The following is a 14124-nucleotide window of genomic DNA, read 5'->3' on the forward strand; positions in this document are numbered from 1 at the left end:
CTTCCCCCATGACCCTCCGCCTCAGCACCGAGATCCTTGCCCTCCGGACGCGCCATCCGTTCATCATCGCGCGCGGTGGCCAGAGCGACTATCGCACCGTGATGGTCAAGATCACCGACGACGACGGCGTCGAGGGGTGGGGCGAGGCCGCGGCGACGCGCTTCTACGGCGAGACGCTGGAGACCGTGCAGGCGGCGCTCGCCACGTATGGCACCCTGCTCGGCGACGACCCACACCAGCTCGAGGCGATCGAACGTCGACTCGAGGTCACGCTCCGGCGGAATGCGGCGGCACGTGTGGCAATCTCCGCTGCGCTGCACGACCTCGTCGGCAAGCGCCTCGGCGTCCCGCTCTGGCGCTACTGGGGGCTCGACCGCGCCGCCGCCCCGCGGTCGACGTTCACCATCGGGATGGACACGCCGGAGATGATTCGCCTGAAGGTGGGCGAGGCGGCGGAGTATCCGATCCTCAAGATCAAGCTCGGTGGCCCCGACGACCTCACGCTGCTGCGCACGATTCGCGACGCGACGGACAAGGAACTGCGCGTCGACGCCAACTGCGGCTGGACCGCGGTGCACACGGTGCGGATGCTGCCGGTCCTCGAAGAGTTCGGCGTCACGGTGCTGGAGCAACCGGTCGCCCCCGACGACCTCGATGGCCTCGCCCACATTCATCGGCATGCGCGGATTCCGCTGATTGCCGATGAGAGCTGCGTCACCTCCGGTGACATCGCGCGGCTGGTCGGCCGGGTCGACGGCATCAACATCAAGCTCGCCAAGTGCGGCTCGCTGCGTGAGGCGCTCCGAATGATCGCGATTGCCCGCACGCACCAGATGACGGTCATGGTCGGCTGCATGATCGAGTCGTCACTTGGGATCACCGCCGCGGCACACTTCACGCCACTGGTCGACATCGTCGACCTCGATGGCGCGGCGCTGCTGTCGCAAGATCCCTTCGTCGGGGCCGGCATCGCGGGCGGGCAGGTGACGCTCCCCGATGCCCCCGGGCTGGGTGTGACGCGACGATGACCGACCGGTACGCGCAGGTCGCCCTGCCGCTGCCACTCGCCGAACCGTATCGCTACCGGATCCCGGCCACCCTCGCCGATCGCGCGCTCCCCGGGGCGCGCGTCGTCGTTCCGGTCCGGCGCGAGGAGCTGATCGGCATCGTGACAGCGGTCGATGTCGCGCCGCCGCCCGCCGCGGCACGCGACATCCTCGCCGCGCCAGACGCCGAGGTCGCACTGCCGGCATCGTTGCTGGCGCTCGCCGCACGGGCGGCGCGCTACTACGGCGCGCCACCGGGGTTGATGCTGCGGGCGATGCTGCCGGCAGCGCTGTGGGGCCAGTCGACGGTGATGCTGCATCTCGAGGACGGCTGGCGCGCGATCGCCGGTGGCACCGCGGGTGACCTGGTGGAATGGTTGCAGCGGCGCGGCGGGAGCGGCACCATCCAGGCCGCCAGCCGGGCGCTCAAGAAGCCGCTCTGGGAGGCGGCCGACCGACTGCAGCGCGTCGGCGCACTCTCGCTCGAGGTGGTGCCGCCGGACACCGATGGTGCCGCGGCGACGACCCGCACCGCGGCGATCGTCGGCGAGGTCCTCCCGCTCCTTGCGCGCGATCAGCACTTTGCCAGGAAACCTGCGCAGCGAAAGCTCTACGAGGCGCTCGAGGGTCGCGGTGGGCGCATGGCGGTGCGCGCGCTGCTCGACGCGACCGGGGCCACCATCGGCCCGCTGCAGCAGCTGGCGGTGTCGGGCGTGATTGCCCTGCTCGACGACGAGACCTCGCGCGATCCCTTCGCCGACCTCCCCTCCAGTCCGCCGCCACCGCACCTGACGGCCGACCAGACGCGCGCCCTGGCGACGCTGCGGCAAATCGCTCCCGGCGAGACGTCGCTGCTCTTCGGGGTGACCGGCTCCGGCAAGACGCTCGTCTACCTCGAGCGCATCCGCGAACTCCTGGCCGAGGATCGCGGCGCGATCGTGCTGGTACCGGAGATCGCACTCACGCCGCAGACGGTGGCACGACTCCGCGGCGCCTTCGGTGACGACGTGGCGGTGTTGCACAGTGGCCTCAGCGATGGCGAGCGCGCCGACGCGTGGCGATCGCTCCGTCGCGGCGAGCGGCGTGTCGCGGTGGGCGCGCGCTCGGCGATCTTCGCCCCGGTGCGCAATCTCGGCTTGATCGTGATCGACGAAGAGCACGAATCGAGCTACAAGAACGGTGAGACGCCTCGCTACCACGCGCGCGAGATCGCGGCCTGGCGTGCTCGTCTCGAGGGTGCAGCGATCATCCTCGGTTCCGCGACGCCTGCCCCGGAGAGCTGGGCGCGTCTCGCGCCGGATCATGTCGTGCGGCTCCCGGCTCGCATCGGCGAGCGGCCGATGCCGCCGGTCCAGCTGGTCGACCTGCGTGCGACCCCGATGGTGGCGCATCCCACCGGCGTCCCGTGGAGCAGCGTGCTCGATGATGCGGTGACGGCGGCGCTGGCCAGGCAGGAGCAGGTGCTCCTGCTGCTCAACCGCCGCGGCTGGGCGGCCTTCGTGCAGTGCACTGCCTGCGGCGAGGTGGTGCAGTGCCCGAATTGCAGCATCTCGCTCACCGTGCACCGAAACCCCGACGAACTCCGTTGCCACTACTGCGACTACCGCGCGCAGATCCCGAGCGCCTGTCCGGCCTGCCATGGCACCACGACCAGGCACCTCGGCGCCGGCACGCAGCAGGTGGAGCGCCTGGTGGCCGAGCGCTTCCCGACGGCGCGCATCGCCCGGATGGACCTCGACACCACCGCGAGCAAGTGGGGCCACCATCGGATCCTCGAGCGCGTGGGGAGGGGCGAGGTCGACGTGCTGATCGGCACGCAGATGATCGCCAAGGGCATCGACTTCCCGAACGTGACGCTCGTGGGGGTGGTCGATGCCGACACCGCGTTGCACCTCCCCGACTTCCGCTCGGCGGAGCGCACCTTCCAGCTGATCGCGCAGGTGGCCGGGCGTGCAGGCCGCGGCCCGAAGGGTGGTCGGGTCCTGGTCCAGACGCGGCAACCGGAGCACCCGGCGCTTGGCTTCGCCGCGCAGCATGATGCCGAGGGGTTCCTTGTCGCCGAGCTCGAGGGGCGCCGCGCGCCGCCGTATCCGCCGACGACGTCGCTGGTGCGGATCGTGGCGAGTGGCGAGGATGGCGGCGCCGTGGCCGAGCGGATCACCGCGCTGGCCCGGTGGTGCGACGCGTTGATCACGCGACTCGACCTGCCGCTGACCTTGCTCGGGCCGGCGCCCTGTCCGATCGAACGAATCACCAACCGCTGGCGGCATCACCTGCTGCTCAAGGGCGACGCCGCGGTGCTCGGCGGCGTGGTCCGGGCGCTTGCGCCGAAACTGGGCGCGATGCGCGGCGATGTCCGGCTGGCGCTGGATCGTGATCCGGTGTCGTTGTTGTAGAGGCGTTGGTCGTTGGTCGTTAGTCGTTAGTCGTGAGATGTCATAGGTCGTAAGTCGTAGGTCGTAAGTCACTGGTCACTGGTCACTGGCCACCCCTCACCCCTCACCCCCTCACCCTTCACCACCCCCAACATGCTCCTTGCGCTCCTGATCTTCCTCGTGACGATCACCCTCGTGATCTGGCAACCGCGCAGGCTCGGCATCGGCTGGAGCGCGTGCGGCGGGGCGCTGGTGGCGCTGCTGCTCGGCGTCGTCTCGGTATCAGACATCGGCACCGTCTGGGGCATCGTCTGGAATGCGACGATCACCTTCGTGGCGATCATCCTCACCTCGATGATCCTCGACGAGGCCGGCTTCTTAATGGGCGGGGGGGGGGGGGGAATGGGCGTCGGCTCTACGCGGCGATCATCCTGCTCGGGGCTGCCGTGTCGGGGCTGTTCGCCAACGATGGCGCGGTGTTGATCCTCACGCCGATCGTGATGGCCATTCTGGCCGCGCTGCGGATGCCGCCGGCGGCGACGCTCGCCTTTGTCATGGGCGCAGGCTTCATCTCCGACACTGCCTCGTTGCCGCTGGTGATCTCCAACCTCGTCAACATCGTGACTGCCGACTTCTTCCACGTCGGCTTTGCCCGGTACGCCGCGGTGATGCTGCCGGTGAACATCGCCTCCGTGGCAGCGACGCTCGGCGTGTTGCTGCTCTACTTCCGCCGCGACATCCCGGTGCACTACGATGCCAGCGCGCTGAAGCACCCCGCCGAGGCCATCCGGGATCGCCCAACCTTCCTGCTCGGCTGGGTCGTGCTGGTGCTGTTGCTCGCCGGCTTCTTCCTCGGCGAGCGGCTGGGCCTGCCGATCAGCGCGGTCGCCGTGGCCGGCTCCGCGGTGCTCTTCGCCATGGCGGCGCGCGGCCACGTGATCGACACGCGCAAGGTGCTGCGCGAGGCACCCTGGCAGGTGGTGCTCTTTTCGCTGGGGATGTACCTGGTGGTCTACGGGCTGCGGAACGCGGGGCTCACCGATGCGCTCGCCGGCGTGCTCAACCGGATTCCGGCCGAAGGCACGTTGGCACCGGCGCTGGGGACCGGTCTGCTCACGGCCTTCCTTTCATCGATCATGAACAACATGCCGACGGTGCTGATCGGGGCGTTGTCGATCGATGCGTCCACGGCCAGTGGGGCTGCACGCGAGGCGATGATCTACGCCAACGTGATCGGCAGCGACCTCGGCCCGAAGCTCACGCCGATCGGGTCGCTGGCAACGCTGCTCTGGCTCCACGTGCTGGCGCGCAAGGGCATCACCATCACCTGGGGCTACTATTTTCGAGTTGGTGTGGTGCTCACGATCCCGGTGCTGGTTGTCACCCTCGCCGCGCTGGCCTGGCGCCTGAGCTGAGGCGCCCTAGAAGCGGAAGGTGGCGCCCCCGGTGATGGTGCGTCCGGCCGCCGGTTCGTACACGCGCCCGAAGCTCCCGTTCACCGTCACGGATCCGATCACTCGCCGATTGAAGAGATTCTGCGCCGTGACGAACGGGGCGAACGCGTGCCGACCACGCGCAATCCAGCGCAGTCGAACTCCGGTGATCCCCGCACCCCATCCGGCCGCCTCGAGCGTGTTGGCGTCGTCGCCGTACTGGCTGCTCGCCAGGGCGTGATCGATGTCGAAGCCGATCCGGGCCACCGTGCCGCGCACGCCCAGCCGCGCTACCGCCCGCGGGATGCCGGCGATGCGCCGGCCGTCGAGCCGCACGCCATTCAGCAAGTAGTCCCGGAAGGTTGCATCGGTCACCGTCACGGTGGCGAGGCCCATGATGCCCGGACGCAGGGATGCCTGCGCCGCGGCCTCGACGCCACGGGTGCGCGTCTTCCCGGCGTTGGTGTAGAACGACCGGCCACCGACATCCTGGAACGGCGTGATCGCATCCTGGGTCGCGGTGGCCCAGGCCGACGCCTCGATCTGACCAAACGGGAGCGAACTCCGCACCCCAACTTCCATTGACACGCTGCGCTGCGGATCGAGCACGCGGTTGAGCCCGGTGCTGCCGTCGGGCCGATTCGCGAGTTCGGTGGTGGTTGGCGTCTCGAACGCCGTCGACAGCGATGCCCACGTGGTGGCGCGTCCCACAGCCCGAGTGAGCGAAGCGCTTCCGCTCACCGCGGCCATGCTGCGCGCGCCGCTGCCGCTGCCCAGTGCGTCTGCCACGTCGAATGAGGTGTGGTCCCACCGGACGCCGCTCCGCAGTTGCCACGCCCCGCGGACGATCGTGGCCTGCGCGAAGAGCCCGGCCTCTCCCACCGTCTCGCGCTGGTCGAGCAGCAGCGGGCCGAACGGGGTGCCTTGGCGGTGGCGTCGATTGACGCGATCGTCGCGACTCGACTGCAAGTCCACGCCCGCAGTCACCTGGTGCTGTCCCCACCGCCGCGTGGTGCTGGCGCGGAGACCGCCGCCGAGCCGATCGAGTCCGACCCAAAGCCCCTCGTCGGCGGGGTTCGGCGCGGGGGCTGGGGCGGCCAGCGGGTTCTCGAGCGACCGCGTGAGCAGCCAGAGCCGCACCTCGCTGGTCCAGTCCCCACGCGCATCGTCGAGGCCCAGGGAGAACTGCTTCTGACGAACCGCCTTGCCCGCGTTCCGCAACAAGTTGTTCGGCGCGGCGAGGTCAGGATCCGAGGCGACTTCGGCCGCCGTTAGCGCGCCGGGGTTGTCCGCGTCCGGATCGTTTGCCAGGGCTGCGCGCGCGGTGATGGACGTGGTGGCGCGGATCCGGTAGGCCAGCGCGTACTGCAGCCGCTGTTGCTCCGAGAGCGAGTGCGCGCGGTATCCCTCCAGGCGTGTTCCCGACCCACTCAACAATGCCGTGAACCGGCCCCGGCGCATGCCAAAGGCCGCCTCCGATCGGAAGTGCGCGCCGCCGAGGTTCTCCACGGCCAATTGCAGACGCGGGAGTGAATCGCGGTGGCTCCGCGACGTAAACGCGATGACCCCGCCGGCGGCGTTTCCATAGAGCGATGACGCGGCGCCACGCAGCACCTCGATCCGTTCGATGCCGCCGAGGTCGAGGTTGGTGAGCTGACTCTGCCCGTCGGGGAGCGTCTGCGGGATGCCATCGACGAGGATCTTGAGGCCGCGCACCCCGAAGGCCGCCCGAGCACCGAAGCCGCGGATGATGAGCCGCTGGTCAACGGACGGATTCCCCCGGTTGGCCGCGATCACTCCCGGCACGAAGGCGAGCGCCTCGTCCAGCCCACCGGCCAGCCTCCCACGGCGCAGCGCGAGGGAATCGACCACCGTGACCGATGCCCCGAGCCGGGCGAGCGAGTCGGGGGAGCGTGTGACGCTGACCCGGATCGGCGGGAGGGCCGCTGCGCTGTCGGGGCGCTGGGCCCCAAGCAGGGTGGCCTGGGTGAGGAGCATGAGCAGGGCGGCAGCGGGGGCGGTGCGAAGGGCCATGGCCGAAACGTCGCCCGCTCCGGCCGGGGCGGCAACGGCGCGGGGGCGGGGAGGGGCCCTTATCTTTCGGGCAATGACCTGGTTCCCCGATCTCGACGTCCCGCCCTTCGCGGACGCGCCGGTGGCGACGTTCCGCCCGGCGCCCGCCGACGGCGTGGTGCCGGACGGCTTCTTCTCGACGTCGAATCTGCCGACCTACGTTCGCCTCCCTGACGGGTGGGCGGTGCCGACCCGGCCGCGAATGGACTGCGTGATCGTTCAGCGCGGCGGGGAGCTGGAGACGGTTGAGCCACGGCGGGTGCGCGCCGGTGAACCGGTCGTGGTTGGCCTCGACGAGCAGGGCGCCGACGGGGTGGTGGTGTACGCGGAGGGGTTCCTCCGCGGGGCGCGTCGCGGCAACGAGTTCTCCTTCATGAGCACCGAAGTCTCCCGCGAACGGCCCGTCAACTACGAGGACCTCGCGGCGCAGTTGATCGCGCAGCGGGCCCGCGGCGGCTATCTCCTCTGGGTCGCCGGGCCGGCGCTGGTGCACTCGCGCGCGCGCGCCGACTTCGCCTGGTTCGTCGAGCAGGGCTTCGTGCAGGCGATGCTGGCGGGGAATGCCGTGGCCGTCCATGACATGGAAGCCGCGGTCTATGGCACCACCCTCGGCATGGACCACGAGGGGCGCCCCACCGCCGGTGGCCATGGCCTGCATATGCGCGCGATCAACGCGGTGCGCGCCGCCGGGTCGATCGAGGCCGCGGTCGCCTCCGGGTTGGTCTCCGACGGGATCATGCACACCCTGGTGACGCGTGGCGTCCCCTACGTGCTGGCCGGATCGATCCGCGACGATGGGCCGCTCCCCGGGGTGTACACCGACGCGACCGCAGCGCAGGATGCCATGCGTGAACATGCCGTGCGCGCCACGGGCGCGGTCTTCATCGCCACCGCGCTGCACGCGATCGCCGTCGGCAACATGCTGCCGTCGTTCCATACGCAGAATCCGGAAGGACGGCCGGAACCACTGATGACGATCTGCGTCGACCAGACCGAGTTCGTCGTGAACAAGTTGAAGGACCGCGGGACGCATCAGGCGTTCGGCGTCGTCACCAATGCCCAGGACTTCCTCACCGTGCTTCGCACCTACGTTGAACGATGCTTGCCAGTCTGACGCCGCGTGGTCCGGGCGAAGGCCCGCACTGGGAGCGCCTCGCGCTCTGGCTCCAGGACCAGATCCCGACGGCCGACGTCGATGGCGTCTGGGTCTTCCGCGTCCTCCGGCGTGACCTCGCCGAGTACGGGACGGCGGTGATCTCGCGCATCGACGGTGATCGTCGACGCATCTACACCGCCCGCTACACAGCCCTCATCAAGGGGAAGAAGCGCGGCGGCTTTGACGCGGTGATGGACGAGGTCGGCAGTGGTCCGCTCGAGGCGTTGCACGAGTTGCTCGCCCTCGTCCCGGTACGTGCCGACGACGAGGAGCCGCCGGTCCCGATCGAGGTCTCGCTCTGGTTCCCGCCGGTCGTGGTGCAGGAGGAGTTGCCGCTCGAGACCATGACCGCGGAGGCCGTCGAAGTCGACGAAGCCGTCGACGCTGCCGAGGCCGAGCTCGCCGCCGCCGACACCGGTGATGGCGACGACTGACGCGGAGGCGGGTCGCGACCTCGGCGAGCGCTTCCGGCGCTGGCTCCGGGAGCGCCATCTCCCGGTGACCCGCCAGCGCGACCTCGTCGCGCTGGCGGTCTTCTCGGGCGGTCGGCACCTCTCCGTCGACGCGATCCAGCGTCAGCTGCGGGATCAGGGCCACAAGATCGGCCTGGCCACGATCTATCGCTCGCTCGAGGTGCTGGTGGAGAGCGGACTCGTGCGGCAACTCGACTTCGGCGAGGGCTTCAAGCGCTGGGAGGCGAAGCGGCAGGGATCGCCGCACGGCCACCTGGTATGCGCCCGATGCAGCGTGGTCACCGAATTCTCGACCGATCGGTTCGAGCGGATCCTGCCGCTGGTGGCGGATGAACACGGCTTCCTGCTCCAGCGCCACCGCGTCGAGATCCACGGCCTCTGTCGTGCCTGTCGTGACGCGGAAGTCGGCGTGCTGGCGCGCGCCGGTCGGCAGGGCGGGTGACCGAGGGCGCCTTCGGACCGTTGGTCGCCTTCACCGGCGGCCTGCTCTCGTTTCTGTCGCCGTGCGTGCTGCCACTGGTGCCGAGCTACCTCGGCTTTCTCACCGGGATGACGCTCGACGAGATGACCGATCGGCGGCACCACGCCGTGCTGCACGCGATCCTCTTCGTCTCCGGCTTCACCCTCGTGTTCGTCCTGCTCGGGGCCGGTGCCACCGCGCTTGGTGCCGCGCTCGCGTACAACAAGCTGCGCCTCGCCCGGATCGGCGGGGTGCTGATCATCGCCTTCGGCTTGTACATGATGGGGGCGGTGAAGATCAACGCCTTTGACCGAGACCAACGCGTGCACCTCGACCGGAAGCCGATCGGCTACCTCGGCTCGGTGCTGGTGGGGATGGCGTTTGCGGCCGGATGGACGCCCTGCATCGGGCCGATCCTCGGCGGCATTCTCGGCATGGCGGGCACCAGCGGTGACGTCACGCATGGCGTGTTGCTGTTGCTGGCGTACTCGGCGGGGCTCGCGGTGCCTTTTCTGGTGGCCGCGTTCGCCGTCGATTCGTTTCGCGCCTGGTTCACGCGCTTCCGCCGGTGGATGCCGTGGTTGCAGCGCGCCAGCGGCCTGGTGATGGTGGTGGTGGGGATCCTGCTGGTCACCGGAGAGTTCACGCGACTCGCCGGGATGTTGAGTGCGATGACGCCGGGGTGGCTGTCGCGGCGGTTGTAGCCCTACGCCAGGCTCTCCTCGAGCTCCTGCCGACTCAACAACGCCACATAGCGTCCCCCCTTCGCCATCAACGCCTCGTGGCTACCGCGCTCCACGATCGTGGCATCGTCGAGCACGATGATCTCGTCGGCGTCGCGCACAGCCGAGAAGCGATGCGAGATGATCAGGCAGGTGCGTCCCACCATCGCACCGCGCAGCGCCGCGAGGATGTCTTCCTCCGTTTGCGCGTCCACCGCGCTCAACGCATCGTCGAGCACCAGTACGGGCGGCTGCCGGACCAGCGCGCGCGCGATCGCCGCGCGCTGCCGCTGCCCGCCCGAGAGGTTGATGCCGCGCTCGCCGAGCATCGTGGCCCACCCCTGAGGCAAGTCGGGCAGCGCCTGATCGAGGCGGGAGACACGCGCCGCCTCGTCGAGTCGGCCATCATCGGGCGAGCCAAGGAGGACGTTCTCGCGCAGCGTGTCGGAGAAGAGGAAGGTCTCCTGCGGCACCATGCCAACCGCTGCGCGCAGCTCCGCCAGCGCCAGCGTCCGGATGTCGATCCCGTCGAGCAGGATGCGGCCCCGATCCGGGTCGTACGTCCGCACGACCAGTTCGGCGATCGTGGTCTTGCCGCTGCCCGTGGCGCCGACGATGCCGAGCACTTTGCCGGCTTCCACGGTAAAGGAGACCTCCCGCAGGACCCAATCGCGCTCGGCCCCCGGGTAGCGGAACCACACCGCCTCAAAGGCCAGGCGGCGTGGGCCTTCGGCCGGTGGGAGGGCCACCGGGTGTGCGGGCTCGGTGATGTCGGGCGTCTCCTCCAACAGCGCCTGAACGCGATCCGAGGCGGCGTCGCCGCGTTGGAGCAGCGAGATGGCCCATCCGAGTGCGATCATCGGCCAGACGAGTGTGGCGAGGTAGACTCCAAATGCCACGAAGCCGCCGATGGTCATGGCGCCGGTGAGGACGAGGCGGCCGCCGAAGATCATCGCGATCACGGCGCCGAGACCGCCGAGGAAGGTCAGCAGGGGATGAAAGATTCCCTGGCCGCGGGCGAGGGCGAGGTTGCTGGCGACATAGCCGCGATCGAGCCCGTGAAAGAGGGTCGTCTCGGCCGATTCCTGTGCGTAGGCGCGGACAATCCGGACGCCGGCCAGGTGCTCCTGCACGAACGAGGAGATGTTGCCGAACTGGTCCTGCACGGCGAGCGCTCGACGATGGACTTCGCCACCGATGATGACCATCACCAGCGGCAGTCCAAGCGTCGGGAGCAGTGCCCAGAGGGTGAGTGTCGGAGAGAGGGCGAGCATCATCGGCACGATCATGATGGCGCGCACGGTGGTGTCGACGAGGTACATGATGGCGGGGCCGGCGACCATGCGGAGGGCGAGCAGGTCGTTCGTCGCACGGGCCATCAGATCGCCGACGGGGAATCGCTGGTGGAAGGGGGCAGAGAGCCCCATCAGTCGTCGGAAGAGGTCGTTGCGCAGGTCGGTCTCGACCTCGCGGGACGCCCCATTGAGTCGGTGGCGCATGCCGAAGCGGAGCACCCCACTGGCCAAGGCCAGGCCCGCGACCCACAGGGCCGCGGTGGCGACCCCCCGGGCGGCGCCAGGTCCAGCGGTCGCCAGGATGTCGATGCCGCGTTGGACGTAGCGCGGACCGAGGGTAGCGAAGAAATTGGATGCCAGCAGGGAGAGGAAGCCGACCCAGTAGGCTGCCGCATGACGGCGGAGATAGGGCAGGAGTCGGCGTAGCGCGCGCATCGGGGAAAGGTATCCCCGATCCGATCACGGATCACCCAGGAGTCCCGAATGAACGACCGCCGGATTGTCCTTGCCACTGTCCTTGCCCTGGCCCTCGCGGCCTGCGGCGAGAAGACCGCCGACGGTGGAAATGCCCTCGGTACCGATTCCCTGGTGCCGATCGCCGATGTCCCCGCACTTGATACCAGCAAGCCGGCCCCTCCGCCGGAGACGGTCTTCGTGAAGACGCCGCCGCCGCCGCGGGCAACCGCCACGCGGCCAGTCACGACTCGGCCGAGCCCGGCGCCGGTATCTCCCGCCCCTGCTCCGACGCCCAGCAACACCGCCGCCGCGACCTTGGTGAGCGGGACGACGCTGTCGACGGTGACACTGGACTCGGTCCACTCGCAATACACCCGCGTGGGCGACCCGATCCGCGTCCGCGTCTCGAATGACGTGAGCAGCTCGACCGGCCGGGTGATCATCCCCGCCGGTTCGGTGATCACGCTGGCTGTCACGGCGATCGGTCAGGCCAACAACCGCGGCGAGAAGGGGACGTTGTCGCTCGCCGGTCGCTCGGTGGAGATCAACGGGCAGAGCTACCCGATCACCGCCGCCGCGACCGATTACGAGTATGAGATGAAGGCGCGTGGCGTCGGCGCGACCGACGTGGCCCGTACCGGTGCTGGTGCCGCGGCCGGCGCGATCATCGGACGCGTCATCGGCGGCAAGACGGGCACGATCGTCGGGGCCGTCGGTGGTGGGGCGGCCGGAGCCGCGGTGGCCGCCAAGTCGGCCAACCGCGACATCATCGTGCACGCCGGCAAGGCGATGACCATCACCCTGCGCGACGACTTCGCGAAGTAACGACGGCTAGTATCCCGAGGGGCCCCCGCCAAGGCGGGGGTCACTCACCCCCTGCCAGCCGCCCTTGATGCGGGCGATCGCCTGCACATCTCCCATCCCGCCGCTGTTCTGCACCGAGTGCCCCATCGCCTTCAGCCAGGCGATCGCCGCTGGCGCGAAGCCGCCCGGCCCTTCCATCCGCATCTGGTCAGGTAACCCCTGCTCGTGCATCCGCGGGGCCTCCACCGCATCCCGCAGTGACATCCCGTGGTCGATCACGTTGCTGATGACGTGGTAGACCTGGGTGATGATCGTCGGACCGCCGGGGGTCCCCACGACCAGTCGCAGCGCCCCGCTCGGGTCGACCACGATGCTCGGCGTCATCGCCGAGAGCATGCGCTTCCCCGGCTTGATCGCATTCACCTCGCCTTGCACGAGGCCATACATGTTGGCGGTGCCCGGTGCGGCGGCGAAGTCATCCATCTCGTCGTTGAGGAGGAAGCCGGCGCCGGCAACCGTCACGTGCGAGCCGTACGAGTTGTTCAGCGTCGTCGTGGTCGAGACGACGTTGCCGTCGGCATCCGCCACGGAATAGTGCGTGGTGCTGTTGCCGTCGCGGATGCCGGCGTCGAAGGCGGGCGTCGGGGTGTGCCGCGCGAGGCTGATCCGGCTCCGCAGCAGCGCGGCATGCTCCTTTGAGAGGAGGCGCGCCACCGGGACCGGCTCGAAGTCGGGATCGGCCAGCAGCGAATTGCGTTCGGTGAAGGCCGAGCGCATTGCCTCCGACTCGCGATGCAGCAGCGACACCGACCCGAACGGCGGCATCGGGCCCCACCCTTCGAGGATGTTCAGCATCATCGCGAGCGTGATGCCGCCCGAAGAGGCCGGCGGCATCGAGTAGATGGTCCAGCCGCGATAGTTGATGTTGATCGGCGTGCGCCACTTCGGCTGGTAGGCCGCGAGGTCGGCGTGGGAGATGATGCCGCCGCCACGCGCCATCTCGGCCACGATGGCGTCGGCCACCCATCCCTTGTAGAAACCGTCGCGTCCGCGGGCGCTGATCGCCGCCAACGTCTTGGCGAGTTCGGGCTGCTTGAACACCGTCCCCGGCGTCGGCTCCTTGCCGTTGATGACGAACTGTGCCGCCGAGGCGGGATACTCCTTGAGTCGTGCGATGTGACCGCGCAACGAACGGGACCGCGAGGAGTCGATGAGGAAGCCGTCCCGCGCCAAGGCGATGGCCGGCGCGAGCAACCGCTTGAGTGGCAGCTTGCCGTACTTCCGGTGTGCCTCCAGCATGCCGGCCACGGAACCCGGCACGCCCGAGGCCAGATGGCCGTAGACGCTCTTGTCGGTCAACTTCCCGTTGGCATCGAGGTACATGTCGCGTGAGGCCTTGCCGGGCGCCGTCTCCCGGTAATCCAGCGACGCGACGGTGCCATCCTTGAGGCGGATCATCATGAAGCCGCCGCCGCCGATGTTGCCCGCCTCGGGGTGGGTCACCGCGAGGGCGAAGCCGACGGCCACGGCGGCATCGACGGCGTTGCCGCCGGCGCGCATGATGTCGCGGCCGACGTCGCTGGCGATCGGATTGCCCGAGGCGACCATCGCGGAGGGCGCCTCGAGAACGCGGGCCTTGCCGGTATAGCGGAAGGCGGTCGGCAGGGTCGTGGCCTGCTGGGCCGCGAGCGCGGCAAACGGCAACAGGAGGGCCAGCGCGGCGGAACGCCAGGCACGGCGCGTCGATCGGATCACGGCTTCCTCGGGGATCGGGCGATTGGCGGAGTTGTAGCCCCTTCGGGCCAGCCGTAACTTAAAGCGCCGCACCTGC

General features: G+C 69.5%; 10 protein-coding genes and 1 pseudogene. 8 read left to right on the forward strand and 3 right to left on the reverse strand.

Annotated features, from left to right (window positions below; all coding sequences use genetic code 11):
* Positions 1 to 8: 8 nt before the first annotated feature.
* From IPP98_13940 to IPP98_13950, 3 genes and pseudogenes are all read left to right on the forward strand, one after another.
* A complete protein-coding gene (locus tag IPP98_13940; GenBank protein ID MBL0180200.1) occupies positions 9 to 1028 on the forward strand; it encodes a dipeptide epimerase in 1020 nt (339 codons plus the stop codon).
* A complete protein-coding gene (priA, locus tag IPP98_13945) occupies positions 1025 to 3442 on the forward strand; it encodes a primosomal protein N' (GenBank protein MBL0180201.1) in 2418 nt (805 codons plus the stop codon). Before IPP98_13940 ends, priA begins: the two co-directional genes overlap by 4 nt.
* Positions 3443 to 3574: 132 nt before the next feature.
* Positions 3575 to 4836, forward strand: a pseudogene (locus tag IPP98_13950) (arsenic transporter).
* Between the two features lie 6 nt (positions 4837 to 4842).
* Here IPP98_13950 and IPP98_13955 read toward each other — a convergent pair.
* A complete protein-coding gene (locus IPP98_13955) occupies positions 4843 to 6888 on the reverse strand; it encodes a TonB-dependent receptor (protein ID MBL0180202.1) in 2046 nt (681 codons plus the stop codon).
* Between the two features lie 73 nt (positions 6889 to 6961).
* Between IPP98_13955 and IPP98_13960 the strand changes: the two genes are divergently transcribed.
* From IPP98_13960 to IPP98_13975, 4 genes are read left to right on the forward strand one after another with little or no spacing between them, the layout of a single operon-like run.
* Entirely contained in the window at positions 6962 to 8041 is a 1080-nt protein-coding gene (locus IPP98_13960; GenBank protein ID MBL0180203.1) for a hypothetical protein, read from the forward strand.
* A complete protein-coding gene (locus tag IPP98_13965; protein ID MBL0180204.1) occupies positions 8026 to 8517 on the forward strand; it encodes a hypothetical protein in 492 nt (163 codons plus the stop codon). The genes IPP98_13960 and IPP98_13965 overlap by 16 nt, the downstream gene beginning before the upstream one ends.
* Positions 8504 to 8998: a transcriptional repressor gene (locus IPP98_13970; GenBank protein ID MBL0180205.1), complete on the forward strand. Its 495-nt coding sequence runs from the start codon at positions 8504 to 8506 to the stop codon at positions 8996 to 8998. The genes IPP98_13965 and IPP98_13970 overlap by 14 nt, the downstream gene beginning before the upstream one ends.
* The gene (locus tag IPP98_13975) at positions 8995 to 9720 is read left to right on the forward strand and encodes a cytochrome c biogenesis protein CcdA (protein MBL0180206.1); all 726 of its coding nucleotides are present in this window, start codon (positions 8995 to 8997) and stop codon (positions 9718 to 9720) included. The genes IPP98_13970 and IPP98_13975 overlap by 4 nt, the downstream gene beginning before the upstream one ends.
* Before the next feature lie 2 nt (positions 9721 to 9722).
* On the opposite strand, the gene IPP98_13980 is transcribed toward IPP98_13975, so the two are convergent.
* On the reverse strand, positions 9723 to 11468 hold the full coding sequence (locus IPP98_13980; protein ID MBL0180207.1) for an ABC transporter ATP-binding protein: 1746 nt from the start codon (positions 11466 to 11468) through the stop codon (positions 9723 to 9725).
* Positions 11469 to 11516: 48 nt separating this feature from the next.
* On the opposite strand from IPP98_13980, the gene IPP98_13985 reads away from it, so the two are divergent.
* On the forward strand, positions 11517 to 12314 hold the full coding sequence (locus IPP98_13985; GenBank protein ID MBL0180208.1) for a hypothetical protein: 798 nt from the start codon (positions 11517 to 11519) through the stop codon (positions 12312 to 12314).
* 6 nt (positions 12315 to 12320) lie between these two features.
* On the opposite strand, the gene ggt is transcribed toward IPP98_13985, so the two are convergent.
* Positions 12321 to 14048 (reverse strand): gamma-glutamyltransferase, encoded by a 1728-nt coding sequence (ggt, locus tag IPP98_13990; GenBank protein ID MBL0180209.1) that lies wholly within the window; start codon positions 14046 to 14048, stop codon positions 12321 to 12323.
* Positions 14049 to 14124: the final 76 nt, after the last annotated feature.

The sequence above is a fragment of the Gemmatimonadota bacterium genome (assembly GCA_016720805.1).
Taxonomy (GTDB): domain Bacteria; phylum Gemmatimonadota; class Gemmatimonadetes; order Gemmatimonadales; family GWC2-71-9; genus Palsa-1233.

Bases quoted from the DNA above. Each gene is read 5' to 3' on its own strand.
- IPP98_13965 (MBL0180204.1), top strand. From the start codon at position 8,026: ATGCTTGCCAGTCTGACGCCGCGTGGTCCGGGCGAAGGCCCGCACTGG.
- IPP98_13970 (MBL0180205.1), top strand. From the start codon at position 8,504: ATGGCGACGACTGACGCGGAGGCGGGTCGCGACCTCGGCGAGCGCTTC.
- IPP98_13980 (MBL0180207.1), bottom strand. From the start codon at position 11,468: ATGCGCGCGCTACGCCGACTCCTGCCCTATCTCCGCCGTCATGCGGCA.
- priA (MBL0180201.1), top strand. From the start codon at position 1,025: ATGACCGACCGGTACGCGCAGGTCGCCCTGCCGCTGCCACTCGCCGAA.
- IPP98_13955 (MBL0180202.1), bottom strand. From the start codon at position 6,888: ATGGCCCTTCGCACCGCCCCCGCTGCCGCCCTGCTCATGCTCCTCACC.
- IPP98_13985 (MBL0180208.1), top strand. From the start codon at position 11,517: ATGAACGACCGCCGGATTGTCCTTGCCACTGTCCTTGCCCTGGCCCTC.
- IPP98_13960 (MBL0180203.1), top strand. From the start codon at position 6,962: ATGACCTGGTTCCCCGATCTCGACGTCCCGCCCTTCGCGGACGCGCCG.
- IPP98_13940 (MBL0180200.1), top strand. From the start codon at position 9: ATGACCCTCCGCCTCAGCACCGAGATCCTTGCCCTCCGGACGCGCCAT.